Source organism: Caldicellulosiruptor acetigenus (assembly GCF_026914305.1).
In the GTDB taxonomy this organism is placed as follows: domain Bacteria; phylum Bacillota; class Thermoanaerobacteria; order Caldicellulosiruptorales; family Caldicellulosiruptoraceae; genus Caldicellulosiruptor; species Caldicellulosiruptor acetigenus.
This window is the reverse complement of record NZ_CP113866.1, coordinates 1,665,950-1,683,589: the sequence shown is the minus strand read 5'-3', so window position 1 is coordinate 1,683,589 and position 17,640 is coordinate 1,665,950. Positions and strand designations below refer to the sequence as shown.

Annotated in this window: 18 protein-coding genes; 16 read left to right on the top strand and 2 right to left on the bottom strand. The window is 35.6% G+C overall.

Annotated features, from left to right (window positions below; translation table 11 throughout):
* Positions 1 to 157: 157 nt before the first annotated feature.
* The 15 genes from rho (at position 158) to rlmH (ending at position 13,350) form a co-directional block, all read left to right on the top strand.
* A complete protein-coding gene (gene rho, locus OTK01_RS08375) occupies positions 158 to 1,840 on the top strand; it encodes a transcription termination factor Rho (RefSeq protein WP_029228214.1) in 1,683 nt (560 codons plus the stop codon).
* A 175-nt stretch (positions 1,841 to 2,015) separates the two neighbouring features.
* Positions 2,016 to 2,588, top strand: coding sequence for an N-acetylmuramoyl-L-alanine amidase family protein (locus tag OTK01_RS08370; protein ID WP_029228215.1), 573 nt, complete (start codon positions 2,016 to 2,018; stop codon positions 2,586 to 2,588).
* A gap of 94 nt (positions 2,589 to 2,682) precedes the next feature.
* Positions 2,683 to 3,537, top strand: a complete 855-nt coding sequence (locus tag OTK01_RS08365; protein WP_013432370.1) for a DNA-3-methyladenine glycosylase family protein — start codon at positions 2,683 to 2,685, stop codon at positions 3,535 to 3,537.
* A gap of 30 nt (positions 3,538 to 3,567) precedes the next feature.
* A complete protein-coding gene (locus OTK01_RS08360; RefSeq protein ID WP_013432371.1) occupies positions 3,568 to 4,272 on the top strand; it encodes a PrsW family intramembrane metalloprotease in 705 nt (234 codons plus the stop codon).
* A gap of 37 nt (positions 4,273 to 4,309) precedes the next feature.
* Positions 4,310 to 5,581, top strand: a complete 1,272-nt coding sequence (locus OTK01_RS08355; RefSeq protein WP_013432372.1) for an MFS transporter — start codon at positions 4,310 to 4,312, stop codon at positions 5,579 to 5,581.
* 142 nt (positions 5,582 to 5,723) lie between these two features.
* Positions 5,724 to 5,933 (top strand): 50S ribosomal protein L31, encoded by a 210-nt coding sequence (gene rpmE, locus OTK01_RS08350; protein ID WP_013432373.1) that lies wholly within the window; start codon positions 5,724 to 5,726, stop codon positions 5,931 to 5,933.
* Between the two features lie 81 nt (positions 5,934 to 6,014).
* Entirely contained in the window at positions 6,015 to 6,956 is a 942-nt protein-coding gene (locus OTK01_RS08345; protein ID WP_014042051.1) for a DUF1385 domain-containing protein, read from the top strand.
* Positions 6,946 to 7,812: a peptide chain release factor N(5)-glutamine methyltransferase gene (gene prmC, locus OTK01_RS08340; RefSeq protein WP_029228216.1), complete on the top strand. Its 867-nt coding sequence runs from the start codon at positions 6,946 to 6,948 to the stop codon at positions 7,810 to 7,812. Before OTK01_RS08345 ends, prmC begins: the two co-directional genes overlap by 11 nt.
* Before the next feature lie 24 nt (positions 7,813 to 7,836).
* On the top strand, positions 7,837 to 8,904 hold the full coding sequence (prfA, locus tag OTK01_RS08335; protein ID WP_014042053.1) for a peptide chain release factor 1: 1,068 nt from the start codon (positions 7,837 to 7,839) through the stop codon (positions 8,902 to 8,904).
* A 64-nt stretch (positions 8,905 to 8,968) separates the two neighbouring features.
* A complete protein-coding gene (locus OTK01_RS08330) occupies positions 8,969 to 9,766 on the top strand; it encodes a flagellar motor protein (RefSeq protein ID WP_029228217.1) in 798 nt (265 codons plus the stop codon).
* 7 nt (positions 9,767 to 9,773) lie between these two features.
* On the top strand, positions 9,774 to 10,547 hold the full coding sequence (locus OTK01_RS08325) for an OmpA family protein (protein ID WP_013430567.1): 774 nt from the start codon (positions 9,774 to 9,776) through the stop codon (positions 10,545 to 10,547).
* A gap of 64 nt (positions 10,548 to 10,611) precedes the next feature.
* Entirely contained in the window at positions 10,612 to 11,379 is a 768-nt protein-coding gene (locus tag OTK01_RS08320) for a ZIP family metal transporter (RefSeq protein WP_029228218.1), read from the top strand.
* Complete coding sequence (locus OTK01_RS08315; RefSeq protein WP_029228219.1) at positions 11,376 to 12,422, top strand: L-threonylcarbamoyladenylate synthase; 1,047 nt, start codon at positions 11,376 to 11,378, stop codon at positions 12,420 to 12,422. The genes OTK01_RS08320 and OTK01_RS08315 overlap by 4 nt, the downstream gene beginning before the upstream one ends.
* Before the next feature lie 2 nt (positions 12,423 to 12,424).
* Positions 12,425 to 12,889 (top strand): low molecular weight protein arginine phosphatase, encoded by a 465-nt coding sequence (locus OTK01_RS08310; protein ID WP_029228220.1) that lies wholly within the window; start codon positions 12,425 to 12,427, stop codon positions 12,887 to 12,889.
* On the top strand, positions 12,886 to 13,350 hold the full coding sequence (gene rlmH, locus OTK01_RS08305) for a 23S rRNA (pseudouridine(1915)-N(3))-methyltransferase RlmH (RefSeq protein ID WP_029228221.1): 465 nt from the start codon (positions 12,886 to 12,888) through the stop codon (positions 13,348 to 13,350). The genes OTK01_RS08310 and rlmH overlap by 4 nt, the downstream gene beginning before the upstream one ends.
* A 60-nt stretch (positions 13,351 to 13,410) precedes the next feature.
* Here the strand turns inward: rlmH and argB are convergent, their stop codons facing one another.
* Both argB and argC read right to left on the bottom strand, forming a co-directional pair.
* Complete coding sequence (argB, locus tag OTK01_RS08300; protein ID WP_013403534.1) at positions 13,411 to 14,292, bottom strand: acetylglutamate kinase; 882 nt, start codon at positions 14,290 to 14,292, stop codon at positions 13,411 to 13,413.
* Positions 14,293 to 14,321: 29 nt separating this feature from the next.
* Positions 14,322 to 15,353: an N-acetyl-gamma-glutamyl-phosphate reductase gene (argC, locus tag OTK01_RS08295; protein ID WP_029228222.1), complete on the bottom strand. Its 1,032-nt coding sequence runs from the start codon at positions 15,351 to 15,353 to the stop codon at positions 14,322 to 14,324.
* Between the two features lie 169 nt (positions 15,354 to 15,522).
* Between argC and OTK01_RS08290 the strand changes: the two genes are divergently transcribed.
* Complete coding sequence (locus OTK01_RS08290) at positions 15,523 to 17,634, top strand: N-acetylmuramoyl-L-alanine amidase (protein WP_029228223.1); 2,112 nt, start codon at positions 15,523 to 15,525, stop codon at positions 17,632 to 17,634.
* Positions 17,635 to 17,640 lie beyond the last annotated feature (6 nt).

Here is a 17,640-nt window from a genome sequence, read left to right as displayed (position 1 = left end):
TTTCTGTTAACAATGTCACTATTGACAAAGTAGTGTTGGACTTTTAAAATAAAAGGTGTCAGGTTAAACGTCATCTCTTGCAATTAACTTCCCCAGACAGAAGTTAATAGAATATAAGTGCAAGAAATGAGAAATTAGTGTACAAGGAGGGAAAAGAGTGCCTGGGTCACTTGATGAGTTTTTAAAGGGAAAGTCTATTATTGAACTTAGAGAAATAGCAAAAAGTCTGGGTATTCAAAAATATTCTCTGCTCAAAAAAGGTGAATTGATGGAAGCTATTAAAAATTTTCTGGGAAGTTCAGAAGAAGATGCGACAGTTCTTGAGGACATAGGTAAAAAAGAAAAAGGAAGAAGAGGAAGAAAAAAGAAATCAGAAACTGCAGAAGTTCAGCAGACTTTTGAATTAAAGAGCGAGGAGCAAGAATCAAAGCTTGAAGAGACTGAGGAAAAGGAAGAGCTAAAACCAAGTGAAATGGAAAATAAAGAAGAAGATAACATAAAAGTGCAAACTTTGTCGCAGGACACACAAAAAGACACACAAAAAGAAGAAGAAAAAACTGAAAAGCCTGCAGATGTTAGTTTGAATGAGGAGAAAAAAGAAGAGAGTAAGGTAATAGAATTAAAACCTAAAAAAGAAGAAAAAAGAGAGGATAAGATGCAGATAGAAATTCCACCAGAATTAAAAGAACTTGAAGGTAAAGTGGAGATAGGCGGCATAGGAGAAGGAGTTTTGGAAATAATTTATGAGCCTGGTGGCGGTGGCGGTTACGGATTTTTGCGCGACGATTCGTTTGTACCTGGCCCAAACGACATATATGTTTCACCATCTCAAATCAGAAAATTCAATCTCAAAACGGGTGATAAGATTAGAGGTCCCATTAGACTTCCAAAAGAAAATGAAAAGTTTGCGGGACTTTTGTATGTTCAGAGCGTCAACGATATGAAACCAGAAGAAGTTGCAAAACGCACTCCTTTTGAAGACCTTACCCCTATTTTCCCAAACAAAAGAATAATTTTGGAAAATAAAAATGAGCCTAAGGATTTAGCGGTAAGACTCATAGACCTTATTGCGCCAATTGGAAGAGGCCAGAGAGGATTAATTGTAGCACCGCCAAAAGCAGGTAAAACTACACTATTAAAGAAGATAGCAAATAGTATTCTGACAAACTATGATGATTTGCATTTGATTGTACTGCTCATCGATGAAAGACCTGAAGAGGTCACTGATATGCAGGATTCAATAAAAGCAGAGATACATTACTCAACATTTGACGAAACTCCAGAACACCACATAAAGGTTGCTGAAATGGTTTTAGAAAGGGCTATGAGACTTGTTGAGTGTAAAAAAGATGTTGTCATATTGCTGGATAGTTTGACAAGGCTTGCACGTGCTTATAACTTGGTTGAACCACCTTCTGGCAGAACACTTTCTGGCGGTCTTGACCCGAACGCTCTTCACAAACCTAAAAAGTTTTTTGGTGCTGCAAGAAACCTTAAAGAAGGTGGTAGTCTTACTATCCTTGCAACAGCATTGATTGAAACAGGGTCACGAATGGATGATGTTATATTTGAAGAGTTCAAGGGTACTGGCAACATGGAGTTGCACCTTGACAGAAAACTTTCTGAAAAACGAATATTCCCAGCTATTGATATAAACAAGTCAGGGACGCGAAGAGAAGAACTTTTGCTGTCTGAAGAAGAAAAAGCAGCTGTTGATGCTATCAGAAGAGCACTTTCTAACTTTGGAACAGCAGAAACCACAGAGAGAATTATAAGTATGCTTTCCCAAACAAAGTCAAATGAAGAATTTATAAGAAAAATATTACAAAATTTAAGATAAAAAATAGAAAGCAATTTTAAAAGAAATTGAGATTTGGACAAATCGAATTGATATTTTGAAGAAAGTAGCTGCTATTTTGAGCAAAATAGCAGCTACTTTTTTATTTCTGAGCGTTTTTTTGAATTTCACAAATATGCGGAATTTGGAATACACTGATTTTGAGGAGGTGAAAAGGATGAAAGTATGTGTAGACCCAGGTCATGGCGGGAAAGACCCCGGAGCAATAGGGAAAAACAACACCAGAGAAAAAGATATAACACTTGCAATTGCTAAGAAGTTAAAATTCATCTTGGAAGATGGAACAAGTGCCAAAGTGATTTTGACAAGAGACTCTGATATTTTGCCGTGGGGAGAAAAAGGTGTTAAAGAGGACTTAAAAGCAAGGTGTGATATAGCAAACAAGAATTTAGTGGACATTTTTGTCAGCATTCATTGCAACAGCAGTAAAAATGAATCTGCAAGAGGTTTAGAGACTTTTTATTACAAAACCAGCCAGAGAGGATTTTTGCTGGCCACTGAGATACAAAAAAGCATAGTTGAGTCAATTAAAACCATAAATCGCGGAATTAAGTTTGCGGACTTTTATGTGTTAAGAGCTACCAAAATGCCTGCAATCTTAATAGAGTGCGGTTTTTTGAGCAATCCTGAAGAAGAAAAGATGCTAAATAATCAAAATTACCAGACTCAAATTGCTTTAGCAATTGCAAAGGGAATTGTGAATTATCAAAAAAATATTGATAAAGCATAAAAAATGCTGTATTCTTATAATTAAAAATAGAGCCAAGAATAAGTTGGCTCTTTTTGTTTTACAACATAAATAGTTGGAAAGGAATGAATTTTTTTTGAACATAAAAGAGTATACTGATTTTCTTCGCATAAGTGGAGTAGAGATTAATTTTGACGCAACATTTTTTAGCGGACAGTGTTTTAGATGGAAAAAGGTAGATGGTGGATACATAGGAGTTGTAAATAGAAAAATAGTTTTAGTATATCCGCAGGATAACAATACTTTTGATATATACAACTGTTCACCTGACGAGTTTAAAAAATTTTTTTACTGGTATTTTGACTTGGACAAAGACTATGATTTGATTTTGAAAGAGCTTTCTGAGCATGATGAGATTTTGAAAAAAGCAGTTGAGAAGTACAGAGGGATGAGACTTTTAAATCAAGAACCTTTTGAATGTATGATTTCTTTTATTATATCTCAGAATAACAACATAAAAAGAATTCAAATTCTGGTGGAAAGACTTTGCCAGGCTTATGGAGAAAAAATAGAATACAAAGGTTTTTCCTCTTGGACATTTCCAGAAATTGAGGATTTAAAAAAGGTCTCAATAGAAGAATTAAAATGCTTAGGGTTAGGTTATAGGGCAGAGTATATCAAAGATGCAATTGCTAAATTAGAAGAAGGTAAAATAGACTTTGAAAGTCTTGCATCTTTGAAAAGCGATGAAGCAAGGAAAATTTTAAAAACGGTAAAAGGGATAGGAGACAAGGTTGCTGATTGCATATTGCTTTACTCACTGCAAAAGTATGATGTGTTCCCTGTGGATGTGTGGGTAAAGCGTGCCTTGAGAGAATATTATGGAATTGAAAATATAAAACAGCTGAGGCAATTTATAAAGTCGTTTGGAGAACTTGCCGGGTATGCTCAGCTTTTTTTATTTCACTATATTAGAAATAGCAATAAATAAACTCAAGGGAACAAATGGAGGTAAATTGCTGTGACGCTTTACAAACTGATTATTTTGAGCATAGCTCCATCTTTGTTCATAGCTCTTTATATCTATTTTAGAGACAAATTTGAGAAAGAGCCTCTTCATCTTCTTTTAAAAACCTTTGTATGGGGGATACTGATTAGCTCTATTGTTGTGCCAATTGAATATTTTTTGATGGCATATGGGAGTATTTCTGCCTCAAGCAGACTCTCATTTATTGCATTTGAAGCATTTATTGTTGCAGGCCTTACAGAAGAGTATTTCAAAAGGCTTGTTGTGCTAAGAACAGCTTTTGATAGTCCTCATTTTAACCAACCATTTGACGGAATAGTTTACTGTGTATTCTCTGCAGTTGGGTTTGCTGCAATAGAGAATGTAGGGTATGTGTATCAAGCTTTTCAAGCCTCTTATGATGCTGCTATTTCTGTCCTTGTTCTAAGAGGTGTGATGGCAGTACCTGCACATGCCATGTTTGGAATTGTAATGGGATATTATTTGGGCTTTGCAAAATTTGCGCCCGAGAGTAGAAGTTATTGGTATTTCAAGGCTTCTTTAATTATCCCTATGCTTTTGCATGGATTTTATGATTTTGTGCTCATGTTAAATGTCTATGGAGCGCTTGCCATTGTTGGCATTTATGAGATTATATTGTTTGCTTATTGCCTAAAGTTAATTAAAAGAAGTCAAGAAATTTCAAGATTATACTTTTAAAACTTGTAGGATTTTATTTAAGGAGATGAGCCTAAAAGTGACATCTGAAGACCAAGAACGGGAACTTAAAAGACTTGAGGTTTTTGCCTATAAAAATTTAAAGAGAAATTCTATCATTTCGATTGCAGATGGAGCAGTATTTGCAATAGGAAGCGGTATGCTTCCAGTTTCTACTGTGATAGTTTATTTTATTTCAAACTATGTCCATTCAAATACACTGATTGGACTTTTGACCACTTTAAATGTACTTTTGTCAAACTCTCCGCAGATTCTTGTTGCTAAAAAATTGGAGATGCTTGAGAGCTACAAAGAGTATTTTATTAAAGTTGCCTTGCTTATGAGACTTATGTGGTTTTTGCTGGCAATTGATGTGTTTGTGTTTGCCACCACAAATGAGCTTTTATTTGTAATTCTCTTTTACCTCATTTTTAGCCTTCAAGGGTTTTTTGCTTCATTTGCCAATATAACATGGTTCAATCTAATATTAAAGCTTGTACCTGAACGGCAGAGAAGCAAGTTTTTTGGTATAAGGTCCTCGATAGGGGGACTGTGTGAGACATTTGGAGCCTTTTTGATGGGAAGAATATTGAGGCTTTTACACTTTCCTTATAACTATGGTCTTTTATTTTTAATTTCGTTTTTGATAATGATGATCTCATTGTACATAGCTTCTATGATGATAGAGATGCCTATCAAAAAACCCAAAAAGGAAGTTGACAACAAGCATTATTTTAGGAACATGTTTTTGATATTAAAGGAGGATAGGAATTTTACATATTATCTTCTCTCAGTTCTATTTATTGGTGCACTGGGCAAAATGCCTTTTGGGTTTCAAACCATATTTGCAAAAAATAGCCTGAGTATTTCAACACAACATGTTGCAATTGCAACCACAATATTGCTTTTTTCTCAAACAGTAGGATATATGCTATGGGGATTAATCGGTTCAAAGTATGGCTTTAAAAGTACCCTTTTGATTTCTGCATTGATATTTTTGCCTGCAATATATTTTACATACCTTATGAGTTCTGTAAGCATTTATTATCTTTCTGTTGCCTTATTCGGAGTTGCTCAAAGTGCAAGGAACGTAAACGAAAGCAATATGGCTGCAAAACTTTGCAAAGACCCTCTAAAGCAGCCATCTTATATTGGTCTTAGAAACTTTTTAATGGGACCATTTTTTGCTTTTAATTCTATAATAGCTGGAGGTATAATTGATACTCTTGGTAAAAACATTCTCTTTTTAATTTCGTTTAGCTGTATGGTACTTGGATTTTTTATTCTGTGTTTTTTAGTTAGAGAGGATTAGTCTTTTAACTCCGATTTTGAAAAAACTCTTGTAAAAGGGGAATAACTGTTGTAAAATATTTTTGCACCTTTATGGGTATGAACAAGTTATTGATTTTGGGAAACAACAAAAATTTGTATAAATTTTGCAGGAGGTGAAAGCAATGAAGGAAGGAATTCATCCAACATATTACCATGATGCAGTTGTCAGATGCGCATGCGGTGAGACATTTATCACTGGTTCAACCAAAAAAGAAATCCATGTGGAAATTTGCTCAAAGTGCCATCCATTCTTTACAGGTAAACAAAAATTTGTTGATACAACAGGTAGGGTAGAAAGGTTTATGAAAAAATATGGACTTGAACAGAAATAGAAAAAGAGTGCTACTTCTGAAGAGGATTAGCCTGTGCTAATCCTTTTTATTTTATAAATTAACAAAGATAGGAAGATGAGTATGAAAAAAACTACTATCGGTGGAATGGCTCTGATAGAAGGTATAATGATGAAAGGACCCAAGAAAATTTCAATTGTTATAAGAAAACCGAATGGAGAGCTTTACAAAGAGGTAAAAGATTTAACCATTGATGATACAAACAAACTTAAAAAGATTCCTTTTGTAAGAGGAGTATTTATCTTATTTGAGCAGATGGTTCTTGGAACAAAAGCTTTGATGAAATCTGCTGACATTGCATTAGAAGAGTTGCCAGATGAAGAAAAAGAAAAACAGAAAGATTTTGTGGACAGACTATTTGAAAAAAAGTTTTTCCAAAAGCTTGGTATCACCGATATAGCTATTTATTTTTCTGTAGTAGTATCCTTGCTTCTCGGAATCCTTCTATTTTTTTATATACCTACTTGGTCTGTGGAAATATTCAAAAGCTTTGAACTAAATAGTTTTTGGAAAAACATGATAGAGGGGATAGTAAGAGTAATAATTTTTATTCTTTATCTTTTATTTGCATCCCAGATGAAAGAGATAAAAAGGGTTTTTGAGTATCACGGGGCAGAACACAAAACAATCTTTGCATATGAAAATGGTGAAGAGCTGACTATTGAGAGTATAAAAAAATATTCTACACATCATCCAAGATGCGGAACAAGCTTTTTGTTCATTGTGATAATTATCAGTATAATTATTTTTACTATTTCCGGCTGGCAATCTGTTGTTATGAGAACTCTAATACGACTTTTACTTCTTCCTGTAATTGTTGGTATATCATATGAGATAATAAGATGGGCTGGGAAAAGTGAAAGTATTTTAGCGAAGATAATCTCATATCCTGGGCTTTGGCTTCAGAACATTACAACAAAAGAACCTGACGAAAAGCAGATAGAAGTTGCAATTGAGGCATTAAAAGAGGTAGTTCCGGAGGATAAAAAGCTTGATGAGTGGTAGGTTAAAGACCATTGGCGAGGTTTTGAATGAAGCTGCTTTAATGTTAAGAGATTATTGTGAAAAGAAAGAAGAAGACTATAAGAAGATTGCTCTTATGATGGTTTCGCAGATACTTGGTATTGATAAAGCAGAAGTTATTCTAAATAAAGGTTTACCGGTAAGACAAGACAAATATGAAAAGATTGTAAATGCTATTTCCAGATATTTGCAAGGCTATCCTCTTCAGTATTGTACAAATAAAGCTTTCTTTATGGGTTTTGAATTTTATGTTGATGAGAATGTTTTGATTCCGCGATTTGACACAGAGGTTTTGGTAGAGGTTGCTATAGAAATCTTTAAAGGTAGGAAGAATCTATACTTTTTAGATATTGGCACGGGTAGTGGCTGCATTGCAGTGGCTCTTTGCAAATTTTTAGATTGCAATGTTTTAGCTGTTGATATTTCAGAAAGAGCGCTTGAGGTTGCAAGGAAGAATGCTAAATTAAATGGTGTAGAAAATAAGATTTCGTTCATAAGAAGCAACTTATTTGAGAATATTCCTCAAAATCTTAAATTTGATGCCATCCTTAGCAATCCGCCTTATATCTCTAAGGATGAAATTTTTGAACTTGACCAACGGGTTTTAAAAGAACCGCATATAGCTCTGTTTTCCGAAGAGGATGGATTTTGGTTTTTCAAAGAGATTGCAAACAAAGCAAAGCTATATCTCAAAGATAGCGGTTATATTATTTTTGAAGTTGGATTTTCACAGGCTAAAGAAGTTAAAAGAATTTTAGAGCAAAACGGTTATAAGAATATAAAGTCAAGAAATGATTTGAATAATATTGAAAGATGTATCTTTGCACTAAATGGGTAAAAATATATTGGATGGGGTGATTGAATGATAGAGAAGCTTCAAGTAATCGAGGAAAAATATTTAGAGCTTGAGAAAAAGATTGCAGACCCTGAGATAATAAGCCAACCACAAGAGTGGCAAAAACTCATGAAAGAACACAGCAATCTTCAGCCAATTGTGGAAAAGTTCAGAGAATACAAGAGAATTTTAAATACCATTAAAGAGGCTGAAGAGCTTTTAGATACAGACCTTGACGAGGATTTTGAAAAACTTGTGAAAGAAGAGCTAAATCATGCAAAAGAACAGAAAGAGATTGTTGAAACACAGCTCAAGATTCTCCTTTTGCCCAAGGACCCAAACGACGAAAAAAATGTTATAATGGAGATAAGAGCAGGTGCAGGTGGCGAGGAAGCAGCACTTTTTGCAGCCGAGCTTTTCAGGATGTATTCAAGATATGCAGAGAGGAAAAACTGGAAGGTAGAAGTGATGTCAACAAGTGAGAGTGATTTGGACGGGTTTAAAGAAGTGATTTTCATGATAAGCGGAAAAGGTGCATATAGCAGGCTAAAATATGAAAGTGGTGTTCACAGGGTTCAGAGAGTACCTGTGACAGAATCAGGCGGAAGAATTCATACATCAACAGCAACTGTTGCGGTTTTGCCAGAAGTTGAGGATGTTGAAGTGGAGATAAGAGAAGAGGACCTTGAGATAGACACCTTCAGGGCAGGCGGTGCAGGAGGTCAGCATGTAAACAAGACAGAGTCGGCTGTCAGGATTGTTCACAAGCCAACAGGAATTGTTGTAACCTGCCAGGACGAAAGGTCGCAGCATGCAAACAGGGACAGGGCAATGAAGATACTAAGAGCAAGGCTTTATGACTATTATCAGAGCATTCAGCAAAAAGAAATAGAAAGTCAAAGAAGAAGCCAGGTTGGAACGGGTGACAGAAGTGAAAGAATAAGAACATATAACTTTCCTCAGGGACGTGTTACAGACCACAGGATTGGACTTACTTTGTACAAGCTTGAGCAGGTTTTAGACGGTGAGCTTGATGAGATTATCGATGCGCTGATTACTCATTTTCAGACAGAGAGATTAAAAGAAGTAGGCTAAAATGCCGATAAATTATATAATTAAGCGCGCAAAATTATAACCAGAAAAGGGATGATGATAAAAGATGGATATTCTTTCAATTGGCGGGTTGATATTGGGATTTGGTTCTCTTTTGACTGCATTTATTATTGAGAAAGGTAATCCTGCAAAACTTTTACAGATTTCAGCTGCGTTGATTGTTTTTGGTGGGACAATTGCAGCAGTGCTTGTATCATTTCCAATGTCACAGATAAAAACTGCTGTGAAGCATCTTAAAATGGTTTTTATGGACAAGAAGATTGACTTTGCAAGTGTTGTTGAACAGCTTGTCCAGCTTTCTGACAGAGCACGAAAAGAAGGACTTTTGGCTTTGGAGCAGGAGATTCCCAACATTCAAAATCCGCTTTTGAAAAAGGGTTTGGGGCTTGTTGTTGATGGTATTGAAGGTGAAGTGATTAGAGATATTTTGGACAGGGAAGTTTACCTTGCTGAAGATGAGCTTAAAGAGGCTGCTGAGGTATTTGAGGCAGCAGGTGGATATGCTCCTACAATGGGTATCATCGGTACTGTTATGGGTCTTATTTCTGTGCTTTCAAACTTAACAAATCCAGATGAGCTTGGCCCAGCTATAGCTGTTGCATTTGTTGCAACTTTGTATGGTGTTTCATCTGCTAACCTTATCTGGCTCAACTTTGGTAAAAAGATAAAGACAAAAGCTAAGCAGGAGAGAATGTTAAATGAGATAATTGTGGAAGGACTTTTGTCAATCCAGGCTGGTGAAAACCCAAGAATACTCAGAGAAAAGATTGGTGGAATGCTAAAAGAAGCTGGTCAGAAACAAAGCCAAGCTCAAGAGCCAGCAGGCGCAACTGTTGGGGGGTAAAAAGTAAATGGCAAGAAAGCGTATGGAAGAACCAGCCCATGAGAACCATGAACGATGGCTTATTACCTATGCAGATTTGATTACACTTCTGCTCATATATTTTATTGTCATGTATTCCATGAGCAAGCTTGACATGGACAAATTTAAGAACTTCACAGAATCCCTAACATCTGTTTTGAAAGGTACAGCCTATATTTTTGAAAACTCTGGTCCCTCTATATTGGAAGGATTATCTGGAAAGAATGTCAAAGGAACAAACACTGATGTTGGCGGGGCAACAAAAAATAAGCAGATGACTGAGGAAGAACTCATAAATGACATACAGAAACAGGTTTTAGGGCTTATAAAAGAACATGGTATTGAGGGCAAAGTTCTTGTGATACAGGAAGAGAGAGGATTATCAATCTTACTTAAAGATGTGTTATTCGACACAGGTTCTGCAAAGCTTACACCCCAGGCAAAGGAAGTTGTGCATGAGATTGCAAAGATTTTAGAGAAAGTTCCAAATAACAATATCAGAATTGAGGGACACACAGACAACGTCCCTATTCATAACAAATACTTTTATTCTAACTGGGAACTTTCAACAGCAAGAGCTACATCTGTTTTGCAGGAAATTTTAAGAGTTTCAAAGGTAAGGCCCGAGAGATTTTCTGTTGTTGGCTATGGTGAGTACAGACCAATTGCTTCTAATAAGACACCAGAAGGAAGAGCGCTCAACAGAAGAGTTACAATTGTGATACTGAGAACGGTATACAGCAAAGCAGAACCTGTAAGATAAGAGGATTTGCTAAGACATGTGCTTGAAGTGTTTATAAAAGGGATAAAATTCTCATAATATTTAAATGAAATTGGTTAATTTTAAAGTTGCTTTGTTGAAAATAGATTTTTTGTTTTTCAACCTTTTTGCTTTTTTTTGTGGAATAGCTGGAGCATTTGTTGGTGCTCTGGCGGGTTTGGTCTTGCCTTTAAATGATGAGAATATTAAAGACTCTTTAATTGGCTTTACATCAGGACTTATGCTTGGTTTAATTTGCTTTGGGCTTATCCCTGAAGCTGTGAGTATTTCAAATTTGCTCTTATGTATTTTAGTATTGATTGCTTCATATTTTTTGATTGGGATATTGGAAAGAGCATTGACAATGAAATATTCACTTTCACAGAACAGATATCTCAAAAGTGGAATACTTATTTTAGTTGCTCTCTCTCTTCACAACTTTCCTGAAGGATTAGCGATAGGAAGTAGCTTTGCTGTAGAAAAGAGTTTTGGGATTTTAGTAGGAATTATGATAATAATTCACGATATTCCAGAAGGATTTGCTCTTTCGCTACCTTTGAAGATGGCTAAGCAGAGTAAAATAAAAATATTAAGATATGCAATATTGTCAGGAGTTCCAACAGGTATTGGGTGTTTGGTTGGAAGTGTGATAAGCTATATTAACAAGTATGTGGTAGCAGGCTGTCTTGCTTGTGCAGCAGGTGCAATGTTGTATGTTGTGATGAATGAGCTTATTCCAGAATATAGTCGAAAAGAAAATATTAAAATGGCAACAATCTCAAACATGATAGGCATTATTATAGCATTATTACTTTTGGAGTGGTTGGAATTATGACAATTATCATTGATGCAAAAGAAGGTATAGATTATAAAAAGCTTGAAAAAGCAGCTTTGATATTGAGAGAAGGTGGGCTTGTTGCCTTTCCAACAGAAACTGTTTATGGTCTTGGAGCAAATGCTCTCTTAAAAGACGCGGTGGATAAGATTTTTTGGGCTAAAGGAAGACCTCAGGACAATCCACTGATTGTTCATGTATCTTCAAAAGATATGTTTGAGATGTGTGCTGAAATTACAGATGAAAGGGTTTATATGCTCATAGAAAGATTTTGGCCAGGACCGCTTACAATTGTTCTGCCCAAAAAAGATGTTATACCAGAGAATGTCACTGCAGGTCTTTCAACGGTTGGTGTTAGAATGCCTGCAAATAAAATCGCGCTTGAACTTATACGACTTTCCGGCATACCAGTGGCAGCACCGTCAGCAAACGTCTCTGGAAAACCAAGTCCGACAGAAGCCAAGCATGTGATAGAGGACCTGATGGGTAAGGTGGATGTCATAATAGATGGAGGCAAATGTTCTTTTGGACTTGAATCAACTGTAGTAGATTTGAGCGGGGAAAAAGCTGTGATTTTAAGACCTGGCGCTATTTCGTATTTTGCTTTGAAAGAGGTGCTTGGCGATATAGAGTATAGCAAAGCGGTGGTGGAAGGACTAACTGGAACTGTGCCAAGGTCGCCTGGCATGAAGTACAAGCACTATGCACCTGATGCCAAGCTCATAATAGTAAAAGGAAGAATTGATAAGAGGATTGACAAGATAAATGAGATGAAAAAGAAGTTAGAGTTTAAAGGCTACAATGTTGGGATTTTGTGCTTTTATGAGACAGCTCACAATTTTGATTCGCAGTACAAACTCATTTTAGGGAGCATGTTTGATGCAGAAGAGTGTGGGAGAAATCTTTTTTCGATACTCAGAAAATTCAATCAACTTGGTGTTGATTATATACTTTGTGAGTGGGGAGATTTTGACTTAGAATTTCTTGCTTTGGAAAATAGACTTTACAAAGCAGCCGCAAACAATATTGTTGAGGTGTTGTGATATTGAAAAAGAAAATACTTTTTGTGTGCACAGGTAATACCTGCAGAAGTCCAATGGCAGAGCATCTTTTAAAGGAAAAACTAAAAAAGATGAACATTGATAACATTGAAGTTGAATCAGCAGGGCTTTCTGCATTTTTCCCACAGAAGGCTTCAAAAAATGCTATATTAGTGATGAGTGAACTTGGTATTGACATTTCATCGCATGTGTCAAGACTTATAAATGAGGAGATGATAAAAGAAAGCACTCTTATCTTGACAATGGAAAGGTATCATAAAGAAGTAATTACAAAGATGTACCCCGGTGTTATGGACAAGGTGTTTACTCTAAAAGAATATGTCTTGGATGACAAAAAAGAATTGGATGTTGTCGACCCGTATGGTGGGAATATAGAAGAGTACAGAAGGTGCAGAGATGAACTGAGTTATCTTATTGACAAACTTTTGTCGAAAGTGGATGATATATGATAAGAATAATCAGTGTTGGAACAATAAAAGAGAAGTATTTTCTACAGGCATGTGAAGAGTACAAAAAAAGACTTTCGCGGTGGGTAAAAGTCGAAGAAATAGAGATAAAAGAAGAAGATGAAAATAAATATTCCAATATAGAAACGCTTTTAGAAAAAGAAGCTGATAAGATTTTAAAGCATATAAAGAAAGACGAATTTATAATTGCGTGTGATGTTAATGGAATTGAGTTTTCATCAGAAGAATTTTCTGAGATTCTAAGGAAAAACATGAATAGAAGTAAGGATATTACTTTTATCATTGGCAGTTCCAACGGTCTTTCAAATGAAGTGAAAAGAAGAGCTGATTTGCTTCTCTCATTTTCAAAACTCACTTTTCCTCATCAGCTTTTTAGAGTCTTACTTTATGAACAGATTTACAGAGGATTGTCAATTATTTATGGGACAAAGTACCATAAATAAACGGGGCTGTAGTCAAAGAAGGATAAAGCCCCGTTTGTTTATAACTGACAAACAAAATTTTCACAGATGAATCATTGTTCCAATGCCTTTATCTGTGAATATCTCAAGCAAAATACAGTGGGGAATTCTTCCATCAAGAATGTGTGTGCGATTGACACCGTGCTTTAGTGCATCAATGCATCCTAAAACCTTTGGAATCATCCCGCCATCAATCTTGCCTTCATCAATCATCTTTAAAACTTCGTCTGCACTTATTGCTGAAATTATTTCCTTGCTGTTTTTATCATACTTTAATCCTTCCACATCTGTCATAAACATTAACTTTTCAGCCTTTATTGCCTTTGCAATCTCAGCAGCAACAGTATCTGCATTAATGTTGTAGCTTGTGCCATCTTCCCCAACACCAATTGGTGCAACAACAGGTATGTATTCATCCTTGGCAAGCATTTCTAAAACCTTTGCGTTTATTGACACAACCTCTCCAACGTAACCTAAGTCAACTTTTTCACCATTTACATACTCATAGTGTTTTCGTGCTTGAATTAAATTTCCATCAATTCCGCAAATACCTATTGCCTTTCCCCCTTTTTGGTTTAGCATTGATACAAGTTCTTTGTTTGTCTTTCCTACCAGAACCATTTGAGCAACTTCCATGGTTTGCATATCTGTTACTCTGAGCCCATTGACAAACTGACTTTCAACATTGAGCTTCTTGAGGACTGAATTTATGTCTGGTCCACCGCCATGAACAACTATTGGATTTACACCAATGTATTTGAGCAAAGTTATATCTTCCATAACCCAGTTTTTAAGCTTTTCATTTATCATAGCATTCCCGCCATATTTTATCACAACAGTCTTACCATAGAGCTTTTGTATGTAGGGAAGAGCTTCTATTAATATGCTTGCTTTTTCAATCAGAGTGTCCATTTCTTCGTACATGTCCCTTCATCCCTTCATTCTAATTATTTTTAAAAATATTCTCCCACCATTACAAGTCCCGTTTTTTCATCAAGAGAGAATCTTATATTCATATTCTGAATTGCCTGGCCGGCAGCACCTTTTATGAGATTGTCAATGCATGAGATTATAATAACTCTATTTGTCTTCTTATCAATCTCAAATCCAATGTCTACAAAGTTTGTTCCTCTTACGTACTTTAGTTCAGGTAGCTCATCTTCAAAAATACGAACAAAGTATTGATCTTTGTAGAATTCATTATAAATTTCGACAAGATCTCTTTTATCAATATTCTTAACAACAGTAGCATATATAGTTGATAGTATTCCTCTTTTTACAGGCAGAAGATGTGGTGTAAATGATAAATTCAAATCTTCACCAAATAGCAAACTGCATTTCTCTTCAATTTCGCTTGTATGTCTGTGTTTTGCAACCGAATATGCTTTGAAATTTTCATCAAGTTCGCAAAAACTATATGCAAAGTCAGATTTTTTACCTGCACCAGAAACGCCTGACTTTGAGTCTATTATTATACTATTTTTGTCTATGAGCTTGCTTTTCAAAAGAGGAGCAAGGCCAAGTATTGCACTTGTTGGATAACATCCTGGATTTCCAATGATCTGAGCGTTTTTAATCTCCCCCCTGTTTATTTCACAAAGTCCATATGCGCTTTTTTGCAAAAGTTCGGGGTATTTGTGCTCAGTATAATCTTTTGCATATCTTTGCAAATCTTTGTATCTAAAATCAGCACTTAAATCAATCACAACCTTGCCAAGGTCATATCCTATTTTGACATATTCCTGTGAAATACCGTGCGGCAAGGCACAAAATATTACATCTGCCTCTTCTATAGCTTCTATTTTAAATTCCTCAAATACAAGGTTTGAAACCTTTTTAAACTGAGGGTTTGTTTTATCAATAGAAAGCTGGTTGCTACTTGATGATATGATGGATGCAATTTCAACTTCAGGGTGTCTTAACAAAAGTCGAATGAGCTCTAATCCCACATATCCTGATGCACCTATGATACTTGCTTTTATCAACTTGGTCATCTCCTCTTTGTTATTTAAGATGTTATCTGTAACTATGCAAATAATTATACAACACCGTGCATAAAAATACAATACGTTGGCAAATATTTAAATTGATTTGTTCGACAAAATGGGGTATTATATACCTATAAATTACATTTTCTGCGGGGTAGGTTCTGGGATGAAAAAAATAAAAGTTCTGGTAGCTGCAATAACAGTTTTCATATTGATTTTTGTATCTGCTTTTGCTGCCACCTCGTACAAGCTCTATGTCGAAGGAAAGCTCATCTCTTCTATTAAAACCTTAGAGAGCAAAGGCAATGTTTACGTGACGCTGGCTGATTTTTTCAAGTTAAAAGGGTTTAGCCTTTCTTACGATTCAAAATCTAAATCTATCTTGGTTAAAAAGGCGAAAGATACATATCAGTTCTATGTTGATAAGGCATATTACTACTATAACAAAAACAAAAAAAATCTTTCAGCTAAGATTTTCGTAAGTGGTGGTAAGTCATACATCTTAGTAAAAGATATAGCTTCTATTTTTGGCTATTCTTGTTATATTGATAAAACAAAAAAGCTTGTAAATTTGAATGTTAACAAGCCAAAAACTGCGACGTTGCCTTCCAAACAAAGTCAGCAAAAAAATACTCTTGCTTCGAGAAATGGTTTGCCAAAAGGAGCGCAAGACCCAATCTACATCACTGATATAAAGTACAGTGTAGAGAGTGGTAAGTTTGTGCTGAATATTTCAGCTACCAAAAATGTATCTTTCAAGGACTACAAGCTTTCCAATCCTGATAGGATAGTTTTAGATATTTCAAATAGTATTGATAATGTACAAAATAACAAAATAGAAATAAACAAAGGTGGCATCTTCAGAATAAGACATGCCCAAAACAAGGATACAAATGGTAGTCTATTTACACGCATTGTAATTGATTATGATTCAACTCTTATAAAGGATTACAAAGTAACCAATCTGGGCAGTCAAATAAAGATTGAAATAGAGCTGCCAATAAATTTACCGGTATACACAAATGTTGACAGCAGTGAAGATTTTCAAAATCAAGATGCACAGAATTCAACTATAACCCCTTCTCCAGTATATGTAATTCAGAAAATAGATATTATACCTTCGGATGGTTTTACAGTTGCACAACTTGATGTTTTTCCAACAGTTGTAAGCGATATTTACCGTGCAGACCAGTCGTTTATAGTTTTGAATTTGAAGGGGGCTCAAGCATCCAGTCAGCTAAGTAATTTTTATCAGGTAAACGATAGTAAAGTGGATTATTATGTAGTATCAAATGTTGACCAGAACAATGTTCAAATTGTCTTTTCTTCCAGGGCAAAGGTCTTTGTTTTAAACAAACTGGATGGAAAGTTAGAAGTAGTGTTTGCTGACCAGTATTCAAGCTTAAAAGTAAATCCGCCATCCAGCCTTGTTTTGAGTTCGCCTTTTGTCTCTCAGATAAACTATTTTTACGACCAAAGTAGCAACACCATAAGACTTGAAAGCCAATATCCTATCACCATTGCAGACGATGTGTATTCTTTACAAGGCTCAGTTGTGACAACTGTATATTCTGTTTATCAGCAGGACAAGTGCATTGTTTACATTCAAATTAATCCTAACTACATAGCAAACATAAGCAAAGGTGGAAGTAATATCACAATAAGTTTTTCACAAAAATTACAAAAACCTCAGAAGAGATTGAAGATATTCATTGACCCAGGTCATGGGGGTTCGGACCCAGGTGCTATATACACCAAAGTAGTAGATGGCAAAAAGGTAACTTATTATGAGAAAGATTTTAATTTAGATATTTCATTAAGACTTAAGGAAAAGCTCAAAAACCGTGGCTATGAAGTTTATATGTCGCGTGAAAAAGATGAGTTTGTGGATCTTTATGACAGAACAAAGATGGCAAATAGTTTAAATGCAGATTTGTTTATTTCCATTCACAACAACGCAATTGATAATTCATCTGTGCGTGGGACAATGGTTTTGTATAAAGAGAAACAGCAAAATGGAATCATTCCAGACAAGCAGTTTGCCCAGATAGTACTTGACAGCATAGTCAAACAGGTTGGCACACAGAACAAGGGTATTATGGAAAGACCCAACTTGGCTGTGCTGAGAACTTCCTCTATGCCAGCTGTGTTGGTTGAGGTTGCATTTGGGACAAACCCTCAAGATTTGGACCTTCTTCTGAGCGATAGTTTTAAAGATGCCGTTGCAAAGGCTATAGCTGATGCTGTGGAGTATATAAATGAAAATTACAATAAATAGAGGCTC

Coding starts and splice junctions, on each gene's coding strand:
- prfA (WP_014042053.1), top strand. CDS start 7,837: ATGATAGAGAAGCTTCAAGTAATCGAGGAAAAATATTTAGAGCTTGAG.
- OTK01_RS08345 (WP_014042051.1), top strand. CDS start 6,015: ATGAAAAAAACTACTATCGGTGGAATGGCTCTGATAGAAGGTATAATG.
- OTK01_RS08325 (WP_013430567.1), top strand. CDS start 9,774: ATGGCAAGAAAGCGTATGGAAGAACCAGCCCATGAGAACCATGAACGA.
- rpmE (WP_013432373.1), top strand. CDS start 5,724: ATGAAGGAAGGAATTCATCCAACATATTACCATGATGCAGTTGTCAGA.
- OTK01_RS08330 (WP_029228217.1), top strand. CDS start 8,969: ATGGATATTCTTTCAATTGGCGGGTTGATATTGGGATTTGGTTCTCTT.
- OTK01_RS08320 (WP_029228218.1), top strand. CDS start 10,612: ATGAAATTGGTTAATTTTAAAGTTGCTTTGTTGAAAATAGATTTTTTG.
- prmC (WP_029228216.1), top strand. CDS start 6,946: ATGAGTGGTAGGTTAAAGACCATTGGCGAGGTTTTGAATGAAGCTGCT.
- rlmH (WP_029228221.1), top strand. CDS start 12,886: ATGATAAGAATAATCAGTGTTGGAACAATAAAAGAGAAGTATTTTCTA.
- OTK01_RS08290 (WP_029228223.1), top strand. CDS start 15,523: ATGAAAAAAATAAAAGTTCTGGTAGCTGCAATAACAGTTTTCATATTG.
- OTK01_RS08370 (WP_029228215.1), top strand. CDS start 2,016: ATGAAAGTATGTGTAGACCCAGGTCATGGCGGGAAAGACCCCGGAGCA.
- OTK01_RS08315 (WP_029228219.1), top strand. CDS start 11,376: ATGACAATTATCATTGATGCAAAAGAAGGTATAGATTATAAAAAGCTT.
- argB (WP_013403534.1), bottom strand. CDS start 14,292: ATGTACGAAGAAATGGACACTCTGATTGAAAAAGCAAGCATATTAATA.